The sequence below is a fragment of the Geobacillus sp. C56-T2 genome (assembly GCF_007829715.1).
GTDB lineage: Bacteria > Bacillota > Bacilli > Bacillales > Anoxybacillaceae > Geobacillus > Geobacillus icigianus.
Genome location: NZ_VJWB01000001.1, coordinates 3,255,280 through 3,281,074, shown reverse-complemented (window position 1 = coordinate 3,281,074; position 25,795 = coordinate 3,255,280). Strand labels below are relative to the sequence as shown.

Below are 25,795 nucleotides of genomic sequence, written 5' to 3'. Positions count from 1 at the left end.
GTGAAAAACCGCTGTCACACACCAATTGGAGGCATTTTCATTCAGAAAAGTTCCATGGGCAGTGATCTGCCCTCCACCCGGGGGATGAAAATCCCGCGCCCGTGCGGCATTTTCACGGAAAAGCTGATTCTTTGAAGTTTCTCTAATTGAGAAATAGGTGGAACTCAGCAGCATTTTGCACTAAATCAACGGCCTTCTAGATCGAATATACGATTTGGTCGAAAAAGATCCTGTCAGTCAAGTGAACGTTGTGGGTGTTGTAGGGCTCCTCGGAAAAACATTTATACGTTCTAGGTGCAAATGACCGCAATGAACTGGATGCGTTTGATTGCCCCCACTGCTCAAATCTCACAAGCCGCTCATTTCAAATACGAGCGGCCTTATAGTGTTGGCGAGTAGAAATTGGACCAAGATGCCATCGGTTTTTTCAAGGAGATGCTGAAGCTGTTCGCCCGATCGTGACGAGCTGCGCGGATTAAAAGCTTTTTAGGTGGGTGTGCCTAAGCCGAAAAGCTAGGCCAATATGTTGTTTCTTTACCTTAAACCCGTGTTCCATTTTGGGGTGATAAAATGGAAACGGCCTTCTTTTGCTTTTCGGTGATGTCTCCTTACCGTTATCAACGGAGGCACTCGGCCATGCCGTGGGTGGGGACGATGACGGTCCTGGCACCTTAGACGCCCGTCGTCGAGGGTGTGGCGTGAGGGCGGGTTAGATGCCCGGTCTAACCTTGTTTTCTACACTCATCGATCAAAAAGAAATGCTGCTCAATGAAGTCCCAAGAAGGGACCGTTTTTTGCCCATGTGCGTTGGCGCATCGGTATCGCCTCTGCTGTACCGATGCGCGGGGGCATATGGGCCAGCGAATCGATTAGGGGGTTACATACGTGAAAAAAGTACGCAAAGCCATCATCCCAGCGGCGGGCTTAGGGACGCGCTTCCTTCCGGCGACCAAGGCGATGCCGAAGGAGATGCTGCCGATTGTCGATAAGCCGACGATCCAATACATCGTCGAAGAAGCGATCGCCTCAGGAATCGAAGACATCATCATCGTCACCGGAAAAGGAAAACGCGCCATCGAAGACCATTTTGACATCGCCTTTGAACTCGAACAACACTTAATGGAAAAAGGCAAATACGACTTGTTGGAAAAAGTGAAAGAACCGTCGAAAGTTGACATTCACTACATCCGCCAAAAAGAGCCGAAAGGGTTGGGACACGCCGTCTGGTGTGCAAGAAACTTTATCGGCGACGAACCGTTTGCTGTCTTGCTTGGCGACGACATCGTCCAAGCCGACCCGCCGTGTTTGAAGCAGCTCATCGACCAATACGAACAAACGTTGAGCTCCGTCATCGGCGTCAAACAAGTGCCCGATCACGAAACACACCGCTACGGCATCATCGACCCGATCGAACAACACGGCCGCCGCTACCAAGTGCGCCAATTCGTCGAAAAACCAGCACCCGGCACCGCACCGTCCAACTTAGCGATCATGGGAAGATACATCCTCACACCGGAAATCTTCCTCTTCCTTGACAAACAAGAAACCGGCGCGGGCGGCGAAATCCAACTCACCGACGCCATCCAAAAGCTGAACGAAATCCAACGCGTCTTCGCCTACGAATTCGAAGGCAAACGCTACGACGTCGGCGAGAAGCTCGGATTCATCAAAACGACGATCGAGTTTGCGGTGCAAAACGAGGAACTGCGGAAAGACCTCATTCCATTTATGGAGCAAATGCTAGAAAGTGTAAAAGAGAAAGCATAGGAGAAAGAAACAAAAGAAACAGGGGGATGGAAGTTGGCGAAGCCAGGAGGGACAGCAACAATCGAAGCTACCCACCGCCATCGGGTAACCGTCAATGATAAAAAAGGATACTTACTGGCCAAGCGAATCATGGACATCTGTGGGGCGCTCATCGGACTGATTTGTTTATCGTGGCTGTTTCTCATCGTCGCGATTCTCATTAAACTCGAAGATCCGAAAGGCCCCGTCTTTTTTAAACAAGTCCGTGTCGGTAAGGATGGAAGGGAATTCTATATGTACAAATTTCGCTCGATGGTGGCGGATGCGGAGGAACAACTGAGGGAACTGTTAAAGTATAACGAAGTATCAGGCGCCATGTTTAAAATGAAAAACGATCCACGCGTCACAAAAGTCGGCAAAATAATCCGCAAAACAAGCATTGACGAACTGCCGCAATTATGGAATGTATTAAAAGGGGAAATGAGCCTAGTCGGACCACGACCGCCGTTGCCAAGGGAAGTGGCGCAATATACGGAATATGATAAGCAAAGACTGCTTGTCACCCCAGGGTGTACGGGGTTGTTGTTTTTTGCAAGCAAAAAGTGCAGAGAATTGCAAGAAAAAATACATAGGCTTGCCGGCTCAATGAATTTACCTTTCAACCGAGTGAGAAGGGAGCGACTGAACGGCAGAAAGCGCATGCCGCAAGCGGTAGCTCTCACCCGTAAACGCGAGAATGTGGGCGTGATGGACCAAACGATCCACCAGCGCTGCCGTCAGGCGGTTGTCCCCAAACACTCGATTCCACTGTCCAAACTCTAAATTCGATGTCACGATGACACTTTTTCGTTCATAACAATCGGCAATGATGTGAAACAGCAGTTCCGATCCCTGCTTTTGGAAAGGTACATAGCCGAGTTCGTCCAAAATCAACAGCTCGCATGTGTCGATTTGCCGTTTGAGCCGTCCGAGGGTGCCGTCTTTTAACGCCTCTTCGAGCTGGGCGACAAGATCGGCGACACGGAAAAACCGAACTTCATGGCCCCGTTCACACGCTTTTAATCCTAATGCGGTGGCGAGATGGGTTTTTCCTGTTCCCGGCGAACCTAAAAGCAGGACGTTCTGTTTTTGCTCCAAAAAGCGAAGGTCGCAAAGTTCTTCCTTCGAGGTCGTGGTCGGCCAATGAATCTGATCCGACCATTCGTAATCTTTGAGCCATTTCAACTCCCGGAACTTCGCCTTCTTGATCAATCGAGCCTGTTTTGCTTTCTGACGGAACGACAGCTCCAACGCCAACACATCACGCAAAAACTGTTCCTTGGTCTCGTAGGCCACCTCCTCGAATCGATCCGCGATGTACGCCAAATGCAGGGCTTTACAAATCTCTTTTAAATCCATCTTCATGCCCGGCTTCCCCCTTCCCTTGACGGACAAAGACGTTGATCATACACATGTAAATCGGTTTCATAGTCGACGAAAACGGAAGGGGTATAGGCTTCTTCCCATTTCGCGGGATACTCCGAACGCTTCGCCTCCATCAACACCCCGATCTCATGGGGCGCCAAATCCCACCGTTGATACTTGTCAAGCCACTGAGCGATCTCATAGACGGTGTACCGGTCCAGCAGCTTCTGCACCCCTCGAATGCGTGATGCCGTCTGTTTCGGTTGTTCCATGAAGTATTTCCTAATGGCCTCCGGTAAGTAAACTCGAAACCGCGAATACTCCACCACCCGGGGCTTTTGCGCCCATTCCGCCAAAATGTCCTTCCAAGGGAGCTCCCGTTGCTTTTTCGTGTACGGCCTTGGCGCTTCCAGGTACACCTCCCCTTCTTGGGACAAAACCATGAAACGATCCCATTCCTTTTTGACAAGGACACGGTTGGGGACCGGGATCCCATGAACCACAAACGCCTCCCCATCCACCGTTACTTCCCCGTATTTATTGACATTGGCGTGGTGGAAGGAGAAGATCGGGAGATCTCTCTCCGGCAGGACAAGCAACTCCTTTTGTTCTTCCTGCCATAATTCCTCAATGGTTCTCCCTTTTTCATAGTGGGGGCGGGCTCGATCTTCGATCATCTTGCGATGCAGCCACTCCGCCAGTTCTTCATCCCCCTTGATCAACGGAGCAGGGACAAAGCAGTGTTGACGAGTATAGTAAACTTTCCGTTCGACATTCCCTTTTTCGTGTCCGCTATACGGATTGCACGCCTGTACGTCAAACCCATAATGAAGCCGGAATCGCTCAAATGCTTCAGTATATTGACGTTCGCCTCCTTTTCGGATCGAAACCACCGCCGCCGCCAAATTGTCGATGCGCAGTTTTCTCGGGACGCCTCCAGCTTGGCGAAACAGCTGAGTGAGCCCGTAAAGAAAACATTCGCTGTTTTCCGCCGGCAATGGATACGCATACGCGGCGTTGCTGTACGGAAAGCTCAAAATCAGAATTGATCGGTCTTCCTCTTTTCCCTCCTTCGTCACAACGGACATGGTGCCGAAATCCACCTGCGCTTCCCCCGGAGGGTGTTCCAGCCTCTCGTAACGCTGTTCCTTCTCCAGCTTAAGCTGAGGTCTTCGTTTTTGAACGTAGGCGCAAACCGTTCGATAAGACCCTTTAAAGCCATGTTCCTGCTTTAATTGTTCGTACATCTTCTTGCTTGTCCGCCGTTGTTTTCTTGGCAGTTTGGCGTCCTCCTCCAGCCAGTCATCAATGATTTGACCGTATCCTTCTTCCTCCATCATTCCCCGTTTTCTCTTTATTTTTTGTCTGACCGAAATGTCTCCATCCGCATATTTCTTGACTGTTCTCCAGTTAAATCCCGTCCTGCGGACAATTTCGGAAAGCGATAACCCTTTCTTTTCACGCAAATGTTTGATATGATGAATTTCAGGCATTGCTAGCATCCTTTCTTTACCTCCACTGTTTTGTTCTTCACAACCTTAACAGTAGAGGGAATTTTAGGAGCTGGCAAGCCTTTTTTTATGCCATGAAGCTCTGCACTTTTTTGTTGCAGAACTCTGTACTTTCATTTTGCACTAAACAGGGTTGTGGCAGGTAAGCGGGAGAAATGATTTAGGATTTGATGAGATGGTGGAGTTGGATTTGAAATATATTCGAGAAAGATCGCTGTTGTATGACATAAAGATTATATTTAAAACAGTTAAAATAATGATTAGGCCGAATAGCGCCTATTAACGAGTTGCATTAGTTTTTACAATAAAACATTTAAAAAATCTTCTACTTGATTAGGGCATCTAAAGTGGGTTTGATTGAATCGGAACCAGTGATTGAGGAGGACCTAAAAAGTTATGAAAGTAGGAGTTTAAAAATTCTTATCGGTCAAACCAGGAATCACAGGGTATTGGCAAGTGAGCGGGAGAAGTGAGTTGGGGTATCCCGAAAGAGTTGATGTAGAGTTGTTTTATGTATATAATCAGTCATTGATTTTAGATATGATCATTCTTGTAAAAACGGTATTTATGGTTCTTTTAAGAAAGGGAGCCTATTGAATTAAATTAGGAGAAAGAGTATATGTCCGATAAAAAAAGATTGCTCGAAAACTTTCTCTCTTTAGCAACTTTACAGGGGCTCAACTATATACTTCCTTTACTTACACTGCCTTATTTAGTAAGGGTCTTAGGGCCAGCCAACTATGGGTTAATTGCATTTGCCCAATCATTTATTCAGTTTTTCGTCATTTTCGTTGACTATGGATTTAATCTGTCTGCTACAAATCAAATCGCTGTTTATAGAGAGGATAGGGAAAAGGTTCAAAGAATTTTCAGTACAGTGATAGCGATCAAAACTCTTTTTGCGGTAATCGGTTTTGCGGTACTGTGCTTATTAGTCTTCTTAGTGCCAAAATTTCAAGAACATAAATTAGTATATATCTTTACATTCGGAATGGTTATTGGTAATGTTCTCTTTCCTGTATGGTTTTTCCAAGGAATGGAGAGAATGAGGTACATAACCGTTCTAAATATTATTGCAAAAACACTGTTTACGTCAGGTGTTTTTTTATTGGTAAAACAACAGGATCATATACTATTGGTTCCTTTGCTCAACTCTCTTGGAACGATGTTAGTCGGACTTCTATCTCTAGCAATGGTCAAAGGAACGTTTGGTATACATGTCATCCTCCCTACTTGGAGTGATGTGAAGCATCAGTTAAAAGAAGGATGGCATTTATTCATTTCGACAGTGGCTATTAGTCTATATACTATCAGTAATACGTTCATCCTTGGTCTATTTACCAATAATACGATCGTTGGATATTATGCTAGTGCCGAGAAAATCATCAATGCTGCAAATGGGATGATCAATCCCGTCTCACAGGCGATTTATCCATATATTAGCCGATTAATATTAGGAAACTATGAAAAAGGACTAATATTTATAGGAAAGATTCTACTTATAATCAGCAGTTGTACACTTATAATATCTTTCGGGATTTTTATGCTTGCGGACGGCATTGTGGACATCGCATTAGGAGGTCATTATAAGCCATCCGTCATAGTTTTGGAAATTCTGTCCTTTTTGCCTTTTGTGATAGGACTGAGCAATATTTTAGGGATTCAGACAATGCTGACGTTAGGGTATAAGAAAGCTTTCTCCAACATTTTAATGTTAGCGAGTGCTCTAAATATTTCCTTAGCCTTTTTTTTGGTTCCTATTTGGCAGCATGTAGGAACAGCTATTGGAGTTGTTATTTCGGAACTTTTTGTGACTTCGGCCATGTTCGTTTATTTGTATTCGAAAGGGATTAAACTTCTGGAGGGTAAACATGTTTGATTATGTGATCATTGGAACAGGATTTGCCGGGAGTGTGCTGGCGGAACGGATTGCAACGCAGTTAAACAAGAAAGTATTAATGATTGAAAAACGCAATCATATTGGCGGAAACGCATATGACTCCTATGACAGCCAGGGCATTTTAATTCATAACTACGGCCCACATATTTTTCATACAAAGGTAAAAAAGGTATGGGATTATTTATCAAACTTTACGGAGTGGCATTTATATCATCATAAAGTGCTAGGGGTCATTGATGGAAAAAAAGTGCCTATTCCATTTAACTTGAATTCAATTCATCAAGTTTTCCCTAAAAGTTTAGCAGAACGTTTAGAGAAAAAGCTGATTGAAAACTTTGGCTATAATAAAAAAGTGCCTATCTTAAAATTGCGAGAAGTAGAAGACCCAGATCTGAAATTTTTAGCTGATTATATATATGAAAAGGTGTTCCTGGGCTATACAACAAAGCAATGGGGAGTGACACCGGAAGAATTGGATCCCTCTGTTACAGGGCGAGTGCCTGTGTATATTAGCCGGGATGATCGCTACTTTCAAGATCCTTATCAAGGGATGCCGAAAGAAGGGTATACAAAACTGTTTGAAAGAATGCTAGATCACGAAAATATTAAGATTTTATTGAACACTGATTATAAAGAAGTTTTACAATTTAATTTTGAAACAGGTGAAGCAAGTTTATTCGGGCAAAAATTTAATGGAAAAATTATTTATACGGGTCCGATTGATTACTTCTTTGATTATAAATTTGGACAGTTACCTTATCGTTCGTTAAATTTTGTATTTGAACAGTTCAATCAAGAAAAAGTACAAGAAGTAGGGACTGTCAATTACCCAAATGATTATAATTTTACAAGAATAACTGAATTTAAACATTTAACAAATCAATCTTCTGACAAAACAACAACTGTAAAAGAGTTTTCCCAAGAGTATATTCCTGGGGAAAATATTCCTTATTATCCGATTAAGAATGAAAATAACTTGGAACTATACAGACTGTATAAAGAAGAAGCAAGAAAATATGATAATTTAATTTTCATCGGTCGTTTAGCAGAGTACCAATATTATGATATGGATATGGTGGTTGCTAAGGCTTTAAGAGTATTTGAGGAAAAGATAAAAATATGATCTAAAAGGTGAGGAAATAAAGTGGGAAAAGTATGTGCAGTAATTGTGACTTACAATCGATTAGAAATGCTGAAAGAATGCATTGATGCTTTACTAAACCAAACATACAGCTTAGATCGTATATTAATTATAAATAATAATAGTACAGATGGGACTAAAGAATATTTAGATGGTCTTGTGAAGGAAAATAAAAAAGTTCAAGCGTTACATTTAAATGAAAACATCGGTGGGGCTGGAGGATTTCATAGAGGCGTAAAAGAAGCTTATGAACAAGGATATGATTGGATTTGGATAATGGATGATGATGCTGAACCGGATATTAACTGTCTTCATAGGTTAATGGATTTTGTTGTTTCAACTGGGAATGTAGGTTTTGTTGCTCCTGTGATTATTAATAAATATTCCAGAAATATCCAAAATTATCATCATAAAAAACTTAATAAGACACTTACTAAGGATATACCTATATCTGTGGAAGAGATAAATAATCAAAAAGTAATACAAATAGATGCGAACGCGTTTGTAGGACCATTAATTTCTGCAAAAGCAATAAAAGCAGTAGGGTTTCCTAGAAACGACTTCTTTATTCGGCTAGATGATACAGAATACACATATAGAATAACACAGAAAATGAGCGCATACTTGATTACTGATGCATTCATCTATCATAAGGATGGTACAAATACAAATGACTTGGTAAAAGACTTTTGGAAGACTTGTTATGAGCTAAGAAACAGAAGCCTGTGGATCAATTCGGAATTAAAGAAGGGGCTTCTGATTGCTGGGAATTTAAGATTAATGATGCGATTTATTAAATGTTTGATCAAGATTATGTTAAAAAATGAATGGAAATATAATCGACTTTTAGGACTTAAATATTTAATGCGTACATTGTATTATTCTTATAGAGCGATACCTGGAATCTTTATTATTCCCAATGAATACTTAAGTAATCTTAAGGTTCATCACCAAATTTTGTGATTTAGTGACAAAAAAGGTTCATCACCGAAAGATGTACTTGACTTTTAGGAACAAACATGATATTATCCCTCCCGGTTGAACAAAAATAACAAAAAATGGTAATCAATCTTTTTGACGTTCTTATCATGAAAAACGTTTTTTGTCAAGTACATTTTGTGGTGAAGAGCCACAAAAAAGAGAAAGCACTGACGAGATCCTGGCAATAATGTTAGCGGTGAAATCAACATTAAGGAGGTCTCGTAAGTGCTTTCTATACCACTAGGATTGCCAGAATGTAAAGTGATTAAACAAGAACTTCATTCCTATGGTTATGCGATTCATGTAGAGAAAACAGAGACACAGGAACGTTGCCCTCATTGTGGGTTTGCCACTTCCTCTGTCCACGACAGACGGACAAGAAAAGTACGGGATTTGGCGATTTTCCATCAACCGGTGTACTTGTTCGTAAAAATAAAGCGCTATCGGTGCTGGAATTGCTCTCAAGTGTTTTCCGCCTCTTTGGAATCGGTTCCACCCAATCAGCACTACACCAACCGATTTTGTGAGTACTTGTATGAACTTTGTGAAGGTTCCACCATTCAAGAGGTGAGCCGAAAGCACCGTATCCCATATACGACATTGGAACGCATCTATTACTCCATCGCATCGAAAAAAGCAAAAGAGCGTCAGACAGCGATAGAAACATCTTCTCAAGAAGAGATGGTGCTTAGCTTAGATGAAATCGCTGTAAAAAAGGGACATCAGTATGAAACCATATTGATGGATGCCAAAGCTGGATCCGTCATGGGAATGCATGCCGATCGCCAATGTGACTCCGCTATCCACTTGTTGAGCCAAAAGGTCCTGTCGAAAGAAAGGGTTCAAACGGTGATTCTTGACATGTGGGAACCTTATCATAAGGCGGTTCGCGCCCTGTTTCCATCTGCTTCGATTGTCATCGATAAGTACCATGTGGTTCAAAAAGTGACACAAGCCTTGGATCAAGCAAGAAAGGAATGTTCTCCATTGAAAAAGGCTCGATCTCTTCTCTTAAAAGGCTGTGAAAAGCTTCGTCAGGACCAACGGCTTCGATTAGACGATATCTTGGAGGAGTATCCGGCACTTTCCATTGCCTATGATCTGAAAGAGTTGTTTCGGGATTTTTACCGAACCGATGGATATAATGAAGCAAAGGAACGCTTGGAAGAATGGATTCAGTTAGCCAAACAGAGCCCTTTTGCTTCTTTTCAGGAAGCAGCCAACACGCTTGAGAGGTGGAGAGAGCCTATTCTTTCCTACTTTTTGTACCCCTATACCAATGCCCGAATCGAGGGAACGAATCACAAGATCAAAAACATCAAACGCCTGGCATATGGCTATCGAAATCGAGAACGGTTTCGTTTACGTGTATTTCTGGAGTGTACAGGGAACACTACTACAGGTAGTCAGGCTGCCTAAGCACTCCCTTCTTCCGCTCTCCGTATGATCGTTGGTAGAATGGAACCCCCGTCAAGGAAAGCACTTGACTGTTTCCATTCTACCAACTTCGTGGTCTGTATGCGGAAGAAGGATCCTGACTGATGAACCTATTTCATCTAGCTAACATGTTTCTAGGATTGAGTGGAAATCACAGAAAATGGTGAAGACCCCTAAATTTAAAGATAACGTTGATTGGGAGTCTCTTTTTTGAGAGACTTCGTAAAATAATTGAAAATTAACTTCTCGATTACGCTGTATACTCTAATTACCGCAACGCTTCTTCCAGACGTTCATGAATGAATTGGCCAATTGTTGAATGTCTTGAAGAATATCACTGTTCCCACAAACTTTACTTGTTGGGTACAGTAGCAAATAAGAGCGGAGCTCAATTTTTTTACTGGTTTCGTTAACTCTGCTCTGAACGGGAAGGGGGAGAATGCTTGGCGAATGTTGATGTTTAAAGGCTAAACATCACGCAAAGAAGCCCCGCATCCTTGACCTGTGGTGACCGGATGAATAATGTGATGATGAGGCTCCTTTACCGCACGTAGGGAGTGCTTGGACGATTTTTTGATTTATTCGGGGTTCAATCAGAAGTTGATGCAAGGAGCGTGGTCTCTAAAAATGGTCAGAGGAAGGGTGTTGTTATGTTTTATACTAAATATTCTATTTCATTGGCTATTACTATATTAAATATTTTTTTATTCAGAAAGGATTCGATATTTTCCCCTTTTAAATTTATGATCATAATTAATACTTTATATATATTGTTTCCGCTTACATTGTTTGGTATATTTGATTACAACATTGAAGTGTTTGGAAATATCTTCCCCTCCCTTTTTAGTGACTCTACGAATAGTTACATGCTAAACATGTATATTTGCTTTAATATTATTATTTTGTTAGTACGTTTCCTTTTTCAAAAGAACAAGGTCAACTTTTACTTTATACTGTAGATGAGCAAATTCGCTAACATAAATTGACAACTAAACAAAAAAGGAGACATGAACCCAGCCCCTTGAGTAAAATAGATGTGCTCAAACCCATTCACACAAGGAGGTTCATGTCTCATGAATAGATTAGCAAACCATCAAGGAATCCACAAGTTTTTCATGACGCTGGGATTGGCGCTTTATTTCTCGAAGCCGGTCATCAAGCATCTCGTTCATCTTGTCGACGCCTTGACGACCAAGGGATTTTCGGGGACATTGACGGATGTCCGGTACTGGAGTTTTCACCCGAATCATCGAACCACGCTCAGCCATTTTTTCACGAAAAGCCCTTGGAACGAGGAAAACCTGCTTGAGAAGCTTCAAGAATGGATCCTTCGCCAGATCGAACGCCTGGCCAAACGGACGAATCAACCCCTGTTCCTTTCGATTGATGATACCATTTGCCAAAAAACAAAGCCTTCGTCACGGGCCGCCCACGCCATTCAAGGGTGTGACTGGCATTTCTCTCACAGCGATCATCAATGGGTCTGGGGGCATTCGCTTGTTTGGCTGATGGTGCACACCTTCACGCAAGCGTTTCTGTGAAAATGCCGAACTGGCGCGGGATTTTCATCCCCGGGTGGAGGGCAGATCGCGCTGCCCATGGAACTTTTCCGTTCGCCTTTCGTCTGTATGACAAGACATCGGGAAGAAGCAAAATCGACCTAGCGATCGAGATGCTTTCCTCGCTCAAGGGGAAGCGGGCTCAGCCGGTGTATGTGCTTATGGATTCGTGGTATCCGTCCCAACCGCTCATCGAAACCTGCCTGAAACAAGGATTCCATGTCATCGCCATGCTCAAGACGAACCGGATTCTTTACCCGAAAGGCATCGCCATTCAAGCGAAGGAGTTTGCCCGCTATATCGAGCCCAACGACACCCGCCTCGTCACGGTGGGGAGCGAGCGCTATCGTGTCTACCGCTACGAAGGCGCGCTCAACGGTCTTGATGACGCGGTGGTGCTGCTGGCTTGGAAGGCGGATCAACCGATGACGCCGGATCATCTCCATGTCGTCTTGAGCACCGACCGGGAGCTGAGTGACGAAGACATCTTGCGTTACGATGCCCAGCGCTGGACGATCGAATGCGTTTTCCGGCAGGCAAAAGACCAGCTGAAGCTCGATGGGTACCGTGTTCGCCACGTTCGGGCGGTGAAACGGTATTGGGTCGTGGTGCTGTTCGCCTGTGTATACAGCATCGCGGAATCTCAACAAGACCTCTCTTCCGGCCTGGAGCTTCTTCGGTCTCGGAAAGGGCACAGCGTCGTCGAGTTCATCTATGACGCCGCAAAGCAAGATATTCCCATTGATGTGATCAAAAAACAGCTCCATGTCGCCTAAGGGGTCCCCTGTTTGTCTCTTAGGGAATGGAAATTACTGTAATGAAAAATGCTCATCTACAGTTTATAAATAATACGGATCATCAAAGGAAGGATGCGAATCTGGCGTTTACTTCAATACTTTTTTTGATAATCGGCCTTTTCTTTATTATAATATCGATATTATTAGTTGGCGGTTTAGATGTGTATAGGTCTTACTCAATTGGGGCTACTGTAGGAGGGGATGTTGTTGCTCAATCGTTCAAATCTCAAGGAGAGCTAATGTTAGGTATATTTTCTTTACCTTTGATAAAGTATTTTTATAAGGAACGAAAGATAGCCTTGCTCAGTTTTTTGTTAATTTTTCTAGTGAGTCTCTCTTTACTAGGTGGAGCAAGAAAATTCCTCGTTTTTCCTTTTGGCTTTTTATTATTATTGTATTTAATTGATAATAAAGTCTCTTTAGAGCGTCTATTTAAATTTGATGATAAATCCTTTTTAAAGCGAATGTTAAAAATTTGTTCATTGATTGTATTTTTCTTAGTAGCTCTAGCTTTAATACAAAATGTTAGAGATGGATTAGGGTTTGTTATTGATCTAAAGTCTATTGAAAAAACTATCGTTCATCAGTTTGGCTTTGCCTATTTGGTTCCAAATGCCTTTATTTACCACAATTATGAGGTTTTAACTCAGCTAAACTTTTCTATCATAGACTTTTTTAGGCTTTTGTTTAATGCTGTTGTTTTTTGTATTCCAAGATTTATGTATCCAAATAAAGAAAATTTATTGTTCTCTAATACTCAGTCATTTAAAACTGATTTTCATACGGTGGGCGGTTCTTCTTTTATAGAATACTTTCTGACTAATTCTATATATTCAGTTATCTTGTTCTACTTTCTTTTGTGTCTGTTAATAGGATATGTTTTTAATTTGAACCAGAAAAAAGAGAATCCAGTATATTTATATTTATATTTCAGTTCACTAATAATTTTAATCTGGTTTAACTATAATTGGGGATATGTGTTTGTTACTAAAACTTTTATCATCCAAATAGTCTTAACCATATGGTTTTATTATTATGTTTCTATATTGTTAGAAAAGATTTTTAGTAGGAATGAGGTTTCCATATTGTTAGAAAAGGTTTTTAGTAGAAATAAGCTAGACAGCTGATGAGGGTAAACGTTATGAAAAAAGTTTTTATTAACGGTCGATTTCTTACACAAAGAATTACCGGTGTTCAAAGATTTGCATTGGAGTTTGTAAAAGCATTAGATAAATTAATTGAGGTAGATGATACTGGTTTAAAGTTTGAGTTTGTTGTTATCGCACCAAGGAATATAATAAACGACATAACATTGGATAATATCAAGGTAATTACTGTTGGTAAGTTGAAAGGGCATTTATGGGAGCAACTTGAGCTCCCTTTTTATTCTAGAGGAGGATTATTAGTTAATCTGTGCAACACAGGCCCTCTGTTAAAAGGTAAGCAAATCGTCACAATTCACGATGCAGCTGTTTATTCAAAACCTGAAGGATTCACTAAAATGTTTGTTTATTGGTATAAATTTCTTTTTCGGGTTTTATCCATTGTTGCCCGTAGGATTATAACTGTTTCGGAATTCTCGAAAAGGGAGCTGGCTCACTATTGTCGTATAAAGCAAAATAAGATTAGTGTTGTTTCTGAAGGATGGCAACATATTCAACAAATAGATGCAGATGTAGATGTTTTTCGAAAGCACGATATAAGTCCTAAACAGTACATTTTGGCAGTGAGTAGTTTGAATCCAAACAAAAACTTTCAAGGCATAGTGAAGGCGATTGAGTGCTTAGGTGATGTTGGGACAAATATTATTATTGCAGGGGGAACAAATCCTAAAGTCTTTAGTTCTTCTAACAGTTCATTACCAAATAACGTGAAATACATTGGCTATGTGACTGATGAGGAGTTAAAAGCTCTTTACGAAGGAGCCATGGGGTTTATCTATCCTTCATTTTATGAAGGTTTCGGCCTCCCCCCTTTAGAAGCCATGGCTTGCGGCTGTCCAGTTATTGTTTCAAACGCAGCTTCTTTGCCTGAAGTTTGTGGGGATGCTGCATTGTATGTTGATCCTTATAGCCCAGAGGATATTGCTGAAAAAATCAAGCTACTATTGTTTGATGATCAATTAAGAGAGGAATTACGTAGAAAAGGATTAGAAAGAGCCAAGATGTTCTCGTGGGAGAAATGTGCGCAGGAAACGCTCAAAGTAATTGAGGAGGTGCTAGCAAATTGAAAGTCGCCATTATCCACGACTGGCTAGTCACCTATGCAGGCGCTGAGAAAGTATTGGAGCAATTGTTGAAGATTTACCCGGATGCCGATTTGTTTAGTCTCGTAGACTTTATAGATGAAGGGCAGAGAGGGTTTATTTTAAATAAACAGGTGACGACCTCTTTTATCCAAAAGTTTCCATTTGCCCGGAAAAAGTATCGGAGCTATCTTCCTTTTATGCCGCTGGCTATTGAGCAACTGGATGTATCCAAGTACGATGTCGTCATCTCAAGTTCCCATGCAGTTGCGAAGGGCATTATTACAGGTCCTGACCAGCTGCATATTTCTTATGTCCATTCGCCCATTCGTTATGCTTGGGATTTGCAACATCAGTATTTGAGAGAAGCCGGGCTGGAACGGGGAATAAAAGGTTGGATGGCGAAGGCCATCCTTCATTACATAAGAAATTGGGATTACCGCACGGCAAACGGTGTGGATTATTTTGTTGCGAACTCAAAGTTTATCGCTCGGAGAATTTGGAAAGTGTATCGAAGGGAAGCGGATGTCATCTATCCGCCAGTAGATGTGTCTGCTTTTTCTTTTCATGATCGAAAAGAAGAGTTTTACCTTACAGCGTCCCGGATGGTGCCGTATAAGAAGATCGATTTAATTGTCGAAGCCTTCTCACAAATGCCGGATAAAAAGCTTGTTGTCATCGGTGATGGTCCTGATTTTCAAAAAGTTAAGGCAAAAGCTGGTCCTAATGTTGAGTTGCTTGGATACCAACCTTTTGAGGTGTTACGGGACTATATGCAACGGGCCAAAGCGTTTGTTTTTGCCGCAGAGGAGGATTTCGGGATTACGCCTGTTGAGGCGCAGGCTTGCGGAACCCCGGTAATCGCTTATGGCAAAGGCGGGGCGTTAGAAACGGTTCGGGGATACGGACAAGTTGAGAAGCCGACGGGTTTATTTTTTGAGGAACAGAATGTGTCATCGTTAGTACATTCGATTGAGTTGTTCGAGAAGATTTCAGGGGACATTCAGTATCAAGATTGTCGTGAAAACGCATTGCGTTTTTCACCAGAAAGATTTAGAAAAGAGTTTGAAGACTATGTAAATAGCAAACTTGAAAATATGCAGATAAAAAATTAGGAGGTTCCCGATGAAGCTTGTATTACTCTCCGGAGGCTCCGGCAAACGCCTTTGGCCGTTATCGAACGATGCGCGCTCTAAGCAATTTTTGAAAGTGTTGGAAAATCAAAATAGTCAGTTGCAATCCATGGTCCAACGTGTATGGAGTCAGTTAGGAAATGTCGGCTTGGCGGATTCTGCCGTCATTGCGACAAGCAAATCCCAAGTCGATATGATCCAAAGCCAATTGGGACAAAGTGTTCCAATCATCATTGAACCGATGCGGCGTGATACGTTTCCGGCGATTGCGCTTGCATCGGCTTATTTATATAGCGTAGAAGGAATTGATTTAAACGAAGTCGTTGCCGTTTTGCCTGTTGATCCTTATGTCGAGGATCGCTTTTTTGATCGAGTGAAGGATTTAGAGGAAACGGTGTTGGTCAGCGGTGCCGATTTGGCGTTAATCGGCGTGGAGCCAACGTATCCGTCGTCGAAGTACGGTTACATTGTTCCAACTTCTCAATCGAGCGATGGCGATTATTTACGAGTCAGCCATTTTACGGAGAAACCAACTGAAGACAAAGCAGCAGCACTCATAAAACAAGGGGCACTTTGGAACTGCGGTGTGTTTGCGTTTAAACTTGATTATCTTATTTCCTTGCTGCAGGAAAAGGGATTTCCGGTTCAGTATGATGAGTTAGTCAAGCAGTATGATCGGTTGCCGAAAATTAGCTTTGACTATGAGGTCGTGGAAAAGACAGAACATATTGTCGTGTTGCCGTATGACGGGTATTGGAAAGACCTTGGCACATGGAATACGTTAACAGAGGAAATGGCAACAAACCAAATCGGCAAGGGTGTTATTAGCGCTGATTGTGAGAATACCCACCTCATTAACGAGCTAGATATTCCTGTGACAGTATTAGGAATATCCAACGCGGTTGTTGCGGTGAGCCCAGATGGGATTTTAGTTGCCGACAAAGCGAAGAGCCCAAAAATCAAAGAGTTAGTAAATGGTTTTGACCAGCGCCCAATGTACGAAGAACGCCGCTGGGGTTGGTATCGGGTATTAGATTATACAAAGTTTGAAGATGGGCGAGAAGTATTAACAAAACGAATCGGCGTTACCACAGGGAAAAACTTAAGCTATCAAATGCATTATCATCGCAGCGAAGTGTGGACCATCATTAAAGGTGAAGGGGAATTTGCCTTTAATGGTGAAATTCGCCGCGTAAAGCCAGGCGATGTGCTTGAAATTCCTGTTGGTGCGAAACATGGAATTAAAGCGATTACGGATTTAGAATTTATCGAAGTACAAACAGGAACCCAATTAATTGAGGAAGATATTGTTCGTATTTATATGACGTGGGAAGAGGTAGAAGAGAATTGTTTATCTACCAATTGTTTATCTACCAGTAAATAATTTCTTTAGCTACTAGAAGATTTTCCTTCTAACAGTTCTTTTCTTTTATTACTGTCGCTAGGAGAAAAAAGTGTTTTTATTGATTTATGCCCCGTTTTTCAGAAGTGTATCGGGGGTGGGACGAAGTTATGTGGTTTGTATAGGTATAACGTTATAAAGTTAAAACTAAATTTTTTAAGAAAGGGAAATACATTGGAACAAAGAAGAATTCCAAGTAAACAAGGTAATATGTTCATAGGAGCCGGATTGTCATTTGTAGGCCGTGTTTTAAGTAGTCTTCTTGGTTATTTTAGTTTAATTATTACTGTGAAAATTGTTGGTTCGTTTGATTTTGGGCTTTATAATATAGCCCTCTCTATCATCGCATTTGTAAATATTCTTTCTGTGTTTGGATTTGAAAATTCTTTGCTAAGGTACATTCCGCTATGGAAGCAGAAAGGCAAGCAGTATTTAGAGCAGAAGTTAAATTTAAGCATTGCGTTTGTAACTTTGTTATCTTTTGTTTTTACATTATTGCTTATTTTTGCTTCCTTTCCTATAGGTGATCTCTATAATAGTTTTAAGTTAAAATACGCCTTAATAATAATGGGGCTAAGTATCACTTTTAATACATTTATTGTTGTAAGTCGAGCTATAAACCAGGCTTTTTTTAAATATAGAAGAGCTATAGTACCTGAGGATTTTGTTAGACCGATCAGTACGTTTATTTTGTTAGTAATTCTCTGGACATATAGTTATTTTACTAAGGAGCAATTAAATTTTTTGTTAATACCTGTATTATATTTCTTTAGTACTATATTAAGTTCTATATACGCAATTAAGACGTTAAGGTTAACTCTTAAGGAAGAAGAGCTTAAATTTTCTATTAAACTGCATAATTTTAAACTCGAAAGAGAGTTAATTCAATATACCTTTTACACTTTTTCAATAACACTTATATTACAGTTTTCTTACACTTTTACCATCTTCACTCTAGGAATGATTTTATCACCTACAGAAGTTGGCTACCTTAGTTTATCGCTAAAAACGGTTTCTTTTGTTAGTTTTATATTAATAGCTGTCAATAAAGTTTTTGGACCTCGAATTGCAGATTTATATGCCAAAAATCAAATAAATGAACTGCATAGACTATATAAAGAAACTGTTAGATGGATACTAACTTTCGGAACCCCAATATGTTTATGTTTAGTACTTGAAAGTAAAAATATATTGCATTTTTTCGGTACAGATTTTGTTAAAGCTAGTGTTAGTCTTATTATTTTGTCAGTGGGTGAATTTGTTAATATTGCAGTAGGGTCTGTCGGCTACATTTTAATGATGTCAGGAAATGCCGCGTTAAATTTGAAAGTGAATATTTTTTCATTAATAGTCACAATAATATTAACTATTGTGTTGACTCCGATTCTAGGTGTAAACGGTAGTGCGATCGCAATTTCCCTAGGAGTCATATTAACAAATTTATTAAATTTGATTTTTGTGAAGAAAATGATCGGTATTTTCCCCTACTCTAAAAATCAATATATTATAGTTGCATCAATTGTCTTAAACGTTTTTTTTCATTGGTTTATTTCCAACATCTTTATTTATAATATAATTGTTTCGCTGATTAGTATTTTTATTATACATTTAGTTATTGTTGTAGTTTTTGGATTAAACAAAATAGAAAAAAGAATGATTTTGAACTTCTTAATAAAAAAATTCAAAGTAGCGAGGTTAAATAAGTATGACAATGCCTAATTTTTTAATTATAGGAGCTGCCAAATCTGGGACAACTTCACTGTATCATTATCTAAAGCAGCATCCTCAAATTTATTTAAGCCCTATTAAAGAGACAAATTTTTTTGCGTTAGAAGGTTCAAATGTAGATTTCAAAGGACCTGGAGATGAAGTTCTTAAAGAATTTTCCATCACTAATATTGACGATTATCGTTCTCTATTTAAAAACGTGACAGATGAAAAGGCAATTGGTGAAGTTTCGCCTTTGTATTTATATAGCGAAAAAGCACCTTTGAATATAAAGAAATACATTCCCAACGTTAAAATTATTGCTATATTGAGAAATCCTGTAGATAGAGCTTATTCGAGTTTTTTACATTGTGTACGCGATAATAGGGAGACAGTAAATAATTTTGAGGACGCATTAAGATTGGAAGAGGAAAGAATTAAAAATAATTGGGAACATTTGTGGCATTATAAAAATCTTGGATTTTATTATAAACAGCTAAAAAGATATTACGATGTATTTAGCCCTAATCAAATAAAGGTTTACCTATATGAGGATTTAAAGAATCCTGAAAACTTATTAAGAAACATATTTGAATTTTTAGATGTGGATACTAACTTCAAACCAAAAATTGAAGAGAAATACAATGTTTCCGGTATTCCAAAAAACAAGTTAATTCATAATCTGATTCATAAAGAAAATATAATAAAAGACTTGTTTAAGAAGATAGTGGTTAATCAAGAAATACGAAGAAAATTAAAGAATCAAATTATGAACCGAAATTTAACTAAACCTGAACTGGATTATTCAATAAGACAAAAATTAATTGAAGAATTTAGAGAAGATATTTTGCAGTTACAAGATTTAATTAATCGCGATTTGTCTGCTTGGTTAAAGTAGTTTTTGAAGTTACTGTAGATGAGCATTTTTCATTACAGTAATTTCCATTCACTAAGAGACAAACAGGGTACCCCTTAGGCGACATGGAGCTGTTTTTTGATCACATCAATGGGAATCTCTTGCTTCGCGGCATCGTAGATGAACTCAACGACGCTGTGTCCTTTCCGAGAACGAAGAAGCTCCAGGCCGGAAGAGAGGTCTTGTTGAGATTCCGCGATGCTGTATACGCAGGCGAACAGCACCACGGCCCAATACCGTTTCACCGCCCGAATGTGACGAACACGGTATCCATCGAGCTTCAGCTGGTCTTTGGCCTGCCGGAAAAAGCATTCGATCGTCCAGCGCTGGGCATAGTAACGCAAGATCTCTTCATCGCCTAGCTCCCGGTCGGTGCTCAAGACAACATGGAGATGATCTGGCGTCATCGGTTCATCCGCCTTCCAAGCCAGCAGCACCACCGCGTCATCGAGGCCATGGATCGCTCCCTCGTAGCGATACACGCGGTAACGCTCCTTCCCCACCGTGACGAGGCGGGTGTCGTTGGGCTCGATATAGCGGGCGAACTTCTTCGCTTGGATGGCGATGCCTTTCGGATAGAGAATCCGGTTCGTCTTGAGCATGGCGATGACATGGAATCCTTGTTTCAGGCAGGCTTCGATGAGCGCTTGGGACGGATACCACGAATCCATGAGCACATACACCGGCTGAGCCCGTTTCCCCTTGAGCGAGGAAAGCATCTCGATCGCTAGGTCGATCTTGCTTCTTCCCGCCGTCTTGTCATACAGACGAAAGGCGAACGGAAACGCTTGCGAGAAAGTATGCACCATCAGCCAAACGAGCGAATGCCCCCAAACGGATTGATGATCTTTGTGCGAGTAGTGCCAATCACACCCTTGAATGGCGCGGGCAGCCCGTGACGAAGGCTTCGTTTTTTGACAAATCGTATCATCGATCGAAACAAAAAGGGGTTGATTCTCCCGTTTGGCTAGGCGTTCGATCTGGCGAAGGATCCATTCTTGCAGCTTCTCAAGCAGTTTTTCCTCGTTCCAAGGGCTTTTCGTGAAAAAGTGGCTCAGTGTTGTTCGATGATTCGGATGAAAACTCCAGTACCGGACATCCGTCAATGTCCCCGAAAATCCCTTGGTAGTCAAGGCGTCGACAAGGTAAACGAGATGCTTGATGACCGGCTTCGAGAAATCAAGCGCCAATCCCAGCGTCATGAAAAACTTGTGGATTCCTTGATGATGTGCTAATCTATTCATGAGACATGAACCTCCTTGTGGGTAGTTGGTGGTACATCTATTCTAACCAAGGAATCGGGTTCATGTCTCCTTTTTTATTTGGTTGTAAATTTATGTTAGCGAATTTGCTCATCTACAGGAAGTTAATATGTTTTAAGGGGGAAACGGTATTGACTACAGTAGCTTTCGAGAAAACACAATCTATTGCCCCACACGGTGGAGTATTAATTAATCGTGAAGTAAAAGGCAAGGAACGGGAAGAACTTCTAGCAAAAGCAGAAAAAATGCCATCTCTCACCATTTCTGCATGGAGCATTTCCGACCTCGAATTAATCGGTATCGGCGGCTTCAGCCCACTTATTGGATTCATGGGCCAAGAGGATTATCTTCGCGTTGTCAATGAAATGCGTCTTGCGAATGGGTTAGTTTGGAGTATTCCTATTACGTTGCCAGTAACAAAAGAAGAAGCAGACCTATTCGAAATTGGAGAAGAAATTGCTCTTAAAGGTGAAGATGGTATTATTTACGGAACACTTAAGTTAGAAGAAAAGTACACATACGATAAAGAGCTAGAAGCAAAAATGGTATACGGAGCAACGGATGAAGCGCATCCTGGCGTCAAGAAAGTATATGAAAAAGGAGAAGTGTATTTAGCGGGTCCAATCACTTTATTAAACCGTCCGAATCATGCACCATTTGAAGAGTTTTATAAAGATCCTAGTGAAACTCGTGCGATGTTTGCGGAGCTTGGCTGGAAGAGGGTTGTCGGCTTCCAGACGCGCAATCCGGTTCACCGGGCCCATGAATATATTCAAAAATGTGCGTTAGAAATTGTGGATGGTTTGTTGCTAAATCCGCTTGTAGGGGAAACAAAATCGGATGATATTCCAGCGCACATTCGTATGGAAAGCTATCAGGTGCTAATTGACAATTATTATCCGAAAGATCGGGTGCGCTTGGTGATTTATCCGGCTGCGATGCGTTATGCTGGTCCGCGTGAGGCGATTTTCCATGCGTTGGTACGCAAAAACTATGGCTGCACGCACTTTATTGTTGGCCGTGACCATGCGGGAGTAGGCAATTATTATGGAACGTATGATGCACAAAAAATCTTTGACAACTTTACGAAAGAAGAAATAGGTATCGAAATTCTTAAGTTTGAACACAGCTTCTATTGCACAAAATGCGGCAATATGGGAACAACAAAAACATGTCCGCATGATAAAAAATATCATGTACATTTAAGCGGCACGAAAGTGCGTGAAATGTTGCGTAACGGCATTAAGCCACCAGCAGAGTTCTCTCGTTCTGAAGTAGCGGAAGTGTTGATTCGTGGAATGAGAGAAACTAATTAAAGGAACGGATATATATGACATTTAAAATCGGCTTTGTCTTATTCATGATTGCTTTAATGATGGGCGGGCTTATGTTAGAGGTTGCCCGCCCTGATATGATTGTATTTGCGGTGTTAACCGTTTTTTTGCTTACTGGTATTATAACTGAGGAAGAAGCCCTAGAGGGTTTTTCAAATGAGGGAACATTAACGGTTGCTTTGTTATTCATTGTTGCTGGGGCGATTCAGAAGAGTGGTATTATTGAACGTTCTTTAATTAAGCGATTAAAAAAGGGAAAAACAATTGCTGGAACGATGGCAAAAATATTTCTGCCCGTGTCGGGTTTTTCTGCTTTTTTAAATAATACACCAATTGTGGCGGCTTTAACGCCAATTCTAAGAAAATGGTGTGAAGAAAATAAAATACCGCCTTCCAAATTTTTGATCCCTCTATCCTATATGACTGTTTTAGGTGGCACGATTACTTTAATGGGCACATCTACGAACCTGGTTGTACAAGGTTTAATGTTAAAGCAGGGGATGGAGGGATTTTCTTTATTTGAATTGGGAATTGTCGGTGTGCCGATTACAATTGCTGGATTAGTTTATCTTATCACGATTGGTTATCGCTTGTTGCCGAACAACAAAAGCATAAAAGAAACGGTTCAGGAACACTCTCGTGAGTATTTGGCAGAAATGGTGGTTGGTTCAGATTTTCCATATCTTAATCAAACCGTTCAGGATGCTGGATTGCGTCAATTAAAAGGGTTATATCTGATCGAAATTATCCGGGGAGATGAAAAGATTTCTCCTGTAAAAGCAACGACAAAGATTCAAGAGGGAGACCGATTAATTTTTACTGGTTTAGTTTCTACGATTGCCGAGCTTCAACAAATAGAAGGACTTACATTAGAGACGGGTACAGATCTTAGCTTAGATACTTTAAAAAATGGAAATACGCAGTTGGTTGAAGCTGTCGTATCTCATCATTCCTCGCTTTTGGATAAGACGATTAAGCAAGCTCAGTTTAGAAGTAAATATGATGCGGCGGTGATTGCCGTTCATCGCAACCAGGAAAGAATTCAAAGTAAAATTGGAGATATTGTTTTAAAACCTGGTGACACGTTACTTCTTTTATGCGGATCGGATTTTATTAATAAATTTAAACAATCGAATGATTTTTACGTAGTTACGCCACTTAATACACCAGTTGCATTGCAAGAAGACAAGAAAAAAGGCTGGATTGCAATTGGTATTCTTCTTGCGATGATTCTTTTGGTTACAGTTGGCGTTTTATCGATGCTTACAGCCATGAGCTTAGCGGTTGTCCTATTATTACTTATGAAAGTGATTACCCCAGCAGATGCGAAACAATCGATACAGTTTGATGTACTTTTGCTTATTGCCAGCTCTTTTGGAATCGGAACAGCGATATTAAAAACAGGTGCAGCTGAATGGATTGCAGACGGATTGCTTAAAATCGCTCAACCTTTAGGAATTATTGCTGTGTTATTTTTTGTTTACCTATTAACCAATATATTTACGGAGTTGCTTTCTAATAGTGCTGCAGCGGTTTTGATGTTTCCAATCGCTATGGAAATTGCCGAAAAAATGAGTATCAATCCAACAGGACTTGCAGTGTTAATTGCTATTGCAGCATCAGCGGGCTTTATAACGCCTATTGGTTATCAAACACATTTAATTGTATACGGTCCTGGCGGTTATCGGTTTATGGACTATGTAAAAGTGGGAACACCTCTCAATATCATTGTGATGATCATAACGGTATGGATTGTTTATTTAGTATGGATTTCATAAAAAAGGAGTTTAAGAGCAATGAAAGCAACAAATATTGTATGGCATGATTCAAAAGTTACAAAAGAAGACAGGCAAAAATTAAACGGACATAAAAGTGTGGTATTATGGTTTACCGGTCTTTCTGGTGCCGGTAAATCTACGTTATCGGTGGAGGTAGAAAAGGAGCTTCACCAAAGAGGCATTCGTACGTATATTCTGGATGGAGATAATATTCGCCATGGTTTAAATAAAGATCTTGTTTTTAGCGCAGAGGATCGAAAAGAAAATATTCGCCGTATCGGAGAAGTGGCAAAATTAATGGTTGATGCTGGCATAGTCACATTAACCGCTTTTATTTCTCCGTACCGCGAAGACCGTGAAATGGTTCGTCAACTTCTTGGGGAAAAAGAGTTTATTGAAATCTACGTGAAATGTAGTTTAGAAGAGTGTGAAAGACGCGATCCAAAAGGCTTATACAAGAAAGCAAGAGCTGGTGAAATTAAAGGATTTACAGGCATCGATGATCCGTATGAAGAACCGGAAAATCCAGAGTTGGTAGTGGAAACGGATAAACAAACATTAGAAGAGTCTGTGAAACAAGTCATCACTTATCTAGAGGAAAATGGATATTTAAAATGATATTAGATGGAGGTCACTTACTAATATGTGAGTGACCTTTACATTTTAGCGAAAGAGGTCTTATACATGATGGACAGTATTCAATTGGTCGATTTATTAAAAATTTCATTAGATGCTGGTAAGGAAATATTACAAGTATATGAAAATGGCTTTGATGTAGAAAGTAAGGAAGACCACTCTCCCCTTACATTAGCGGATAAAAAGTCGCATGAAGCGATTGTTAAGGGATTAAGTTCATTATATCCAAATATCCCTGTATTAAGTGAGGAAGGAAAGTCTATTTCATACGAAACTCGTAAAGAGTGGAACTATTTGTGGCTTGTTGATCCGTTAGATGGAACAAAGGAATTTATTAAGAAAAACGGGGAATTTACGGTTAATATCGCATTAATAGAAGCTGGAAAGCCAGTTGTTGGCATCATTTATGCACCTGTACTAGATACGGCATATTTTGCGAAAAAAGGCATGGGTTCTTTTAAACTCAAAAACGCGAGTACAGTAGAAGTACAAGACGATTTAGAGCTAGTGAATGCTTCAGTAAGACTTCCGATTGAAATAAAGAAAGAAAAAATATCTGTCGTAGCAAGTCGCTCACATTTATCACCAGAAACAGAGGAATACATCCACAAAATTAAAGAAAAATATGGAGAAGTTGATATTACTTCAGCAGGCAGCTCGTTAAAGTTATGTTTAGTCGCAGAAGGAAAAGCGGATGTATATCCGCGATTTGCGCCGACAATGGAGTGGGATACGGCTGCTGGACAGGCGATTGTGGAGCAGGCTGGTGGATTAGTTTTAAATACTAAAACAAATGACAACTTAACTTATAATAAAGAAAGCTTATTAAATCCTTGGTTTATCGTAAGAAATACTGAGTTTAATATTTGATCAAAGTATCTCTATTTTTACATGGGAGGGGGAATT

At 40.6% G+C, this 25,795-nt stretch carries 19 protein-coding genes and 3 pseudogenes; 19 read left to right on the top strand and 3 right to left on the bottom strand.

The window, feature by feature from the left end; all coding sequences use genetic code 11:
• Nucleotides 1-885: 885 nt before the first annotated feature.
• Both galU and GC56T2_RS18240 read left to right on the top strand, forming a co-directional pair.
• Nucleotides 886-1,767, top strand: coding sequence for a UTP--glucose-1-phosphate uridylyltransferase GalU (galU, locus tag GC56T2_RS16285; RefSeq protein WP_144976652.1), 882 nt, complete (start codon nt 886-888; stop codon nt 1,765-1,767).
• Between the two features lie 60 nt (nt 1,768-1,827).
• A pseudogene (locus tag GC56T2_RS18240) lies at nt 1,828-2,373 on the top strand (sugar transferase); the annotation flags it as partial.
• Between the two features lie 24 nt (nt 2,374-2,397).
• Here GC56T2_RS18240 and istB read toward each other — a convergent pair.
• Nucleotides 2,398-3,150, bottom strand: coding sequence for an IS21-like element helper ATPase IstB (gene istB / locus GC56T2_RS16275; protein ID WP_033019214.1), 753 nt, complete (start codon nt 3,148-3,150; stop codon nt 2,398-2,400).
• Nucleotides 3,147-4,652 (bottom strand): IS21 family transposase, encoded by a 1,506-nt coding sequence (gene istA, locus GC56T2_RS16270; protein WP_144976650.1) that lies wholly within the window; start codon nt 4,650-4,652, stop codon nt 3,147-3,149. Before istA ends, istB begins: the two co-directional genes overlap by 4 nt.
• 136 nt (nt 4,653-4,788) lie before the next feature.
• Here istA and GC56T2_RS16265 point away from each other — a divergent pair.
• The 13 genes and pseudogenes from GC56T2_RS16265 to GC56T2_RS16205 all read left to right on the top strand — a co-directional run.
• Nucleotides 4,789-4,944: pseudogene (locus tag GC56T2_RS16265) on the top strand (sugar transferase); the annotation flags it as partial.
• A gap of 173 nt (nt 4,945-5,117) precedes the next feature.
• Complete coding sequence (locus GC56T2_RS18405) at nt 5,118-5,258, top strand: hypothetical protein (RefSeq protein WP_370454553.1); 141 nt, start codon at nt 5,118-5,120, stop codon at nt 5,256-5,258.
• A gap of 22 nt (nt 5,259-5,280) precedes the next feature.
• Nucleotides 5,281-6,540 (top strand): flippase, encoded by a 1,260-nt coding sequence (locus GC56T2_RS16255; protein WP_144976648.1) that lies wholly within the window; start codon nt 5,281-5,283, stop codon nt 6,538-6,540.
• Complete coding sequence (gene glf, locus GC56T2_RS16250) at nt 6,533-7,684, top strand: UDP-galactopyranose mutase (protein WP_144976646.1); 1,152 nt, start codon at nt 6,533-6,535, stop codon at nt 7,682-7,684. The genes GC56T2_RS16255 and glf overlap by 8 nt, the downstream gene beginning before the upstream one ends.
• A gap of 21 nt (nt 7,685-7,705) precedes the next feature.
• Complete coding sequence (locus GC56T2_RS16245) at nt 7,706-8,665, top strand: glycosyltransferase family 2 protein (RefSeq protein WP_144976643.1); 960 nt, start codon at nt 7,706-7,708, stop codon at nt 8,663-8,665.
• Nucleotides 8,666-8,908: 243 nt separating this feature from the next.
• Complete coding sequence (locus tag GC56T2_RS16240) at nt 8,909-10,102, top strand: ISL3 family transposase (protein WP_144976641.1); 1,194 nt, start codon at nt 8,909-8,911, stop codon at nt 10,100-10,102.
• Nucleotides 10,103-11,193: 1,091 nt separating this feature from the next.
• A pseudogene (locus tag GC56T2_RS16235) lies at nt 11,194-12,455 on the top strand (transposase).
• A 41-nt stretch (nt 12,456-12,496) separates the two neighbouring features.
• Nucleotides 12,497-13,603, top strand: coding sequence for a hypothetical protein (locus tag GC56T2_RS16230; RefSeq protein ID WP_144976639.1), 1,107 nt, complete (start codon nt 12,497-12,499; stop codon nt 13,601-13,603).
• 14 nt (nt 13,604-13,617) lie between these two features.
• A complete protein-coding gene (locus tag GC56T2_RS16225; RefSeq protein WP_144976633.1) occupies nt 13,618-14,706 on the top strand; it encodes a glycosyltransferase family 4 protein in 1,089 nt (362 codons plus the stop codon).
• On the top strand, nt 14,703-15,836 hold the full coding sequence (locus GC56T2_RS16220; protein ID WP_144976631.1) for a glycosyltransferase family 4 protein: 1,134 nt from the start codon (nt 14,703-14,705) through the stop codon (nt 15,834-15,836). The genes GC56T2_RS16225 and GC56T2_RS16220 overlap by 4 nt, the downstream gene beginning before the upstream one ends.
• Nucleotides 15,837-15,846: 10 nt before the next feature.
• The gene (locus GC56T2_RS16215; RefSeq protein WP_144976630.1) at nt 15,847-17,238 is read left to right on the top strand and encodes a sugar phosphate nucleotidyltransferase; all 1,392 of its coding nucleotides are present in this window, start codon (nt 15,847-15,849) and stop codon (nt 17,236-17,238) included.
• A gap of 192 nt (nt 17,239-17,430) precedes the next feature.
• The gene (locus tag GC56T2_RS16210; protein ID WP_144976627.1) at nt 17,431-18,975 is read left to right on the top strand and encodes an oligosaccharide flippase family protein; all 1,545 of its coding nucleotides are present in this window, start codon (nt 17,431-17,433) and stop codon (nt 18,973-18,975) included.
• Entirely contained in the window at nt 18,962-19,861 is a 900-nt protein-coding gene (locus tag GC56T2_RS16205) for a sulfotransferase family protein (RefSeq protein WP_144976625.1), read from the top strand. Before GC56T2_RS16210 ends, GC56T2_RS16205 begins: the two co-directional genes overlap by 14 nt.
• 74 nt (nt 19,862-19,935) lie before the next feature.
• On the opposite strand, the gene GC56T2_RS16200 is transcribed toward GC56T2_RS16205, so the two are convergent.
• Nucleotides 19,936-21,123 (bottom strand): IS701 family transposase, encoded by a 1,188-nt coding sequence (locus GC56T2_RS16200; RefSeq protein WP_144973644.1) that lies wholly within the window; start codon nt 21,121-21,123, stop codon nt 19,936-19,938.
• 149 nt (nt 21,124-21,272) lie between these two features.
• Between GC56T2_RS16200 and sat the strand changes: the two genes are divergently transcribed.
• From sat to cysQ, 4 genes are all read left to right on the top strand, one after another.
• Nucleotides 21,273-22,457 (top strand): sulfate adenylyltransferase, encoded by a 1,185-nt coding sequence (gene sat / locus GC56T2_RS16195; RefSeq protein WP_255516113.1) that lies wholly within the window; start codon nt 21,273-21,275, stop codon nt 22,455-22,457.
• 14 nt (nt 22,458-22,471) lie between these two features.
• The gene (locus GC56T2_RS16190) at nt 22,472-24,253 is read left to right on the top strand and encodes an SLC13 family permease (protein WP_144976623.1); all 1,782 of its coding nucleotides are present in this window, start codon (nt 22,472-22,474) and stop codon (nt 24,251-24,253) included.
• A gap of 18 nt (nt 24,254-24,271) precedes the next feature.
• Nucleotides 24,272-24,871 carry an adenylyl-sulfate kinase gene (gene cysC, locus GC56T2_RS16185; protein ID WP_144976621.1) on the top strand — a complete coding sequence of 200 codons (600 nt, stop codon included), beginning with the start codon at nt 24,272-24,274 and terminating at the stop codon, nt 24,869-24,871.
• Nucleotides 24,872-24,937: 66 nt separating this feature from the next.
• On the top strand, nt 24,938-25,759 hold the full coding sequence (gene cysQ, locus GC56T2_RS16180; RefSeq protein WP_144976619.1) for a 3'(2'),5'-bisphosphate nucleotidase CysQ: 822 nt from the start codon (nt 24,938-24,940) through the stop codon (nt 25,757-25,759).
• Nucleotides 25,760-25,795 lie beyond the last annotated feature (36 nt).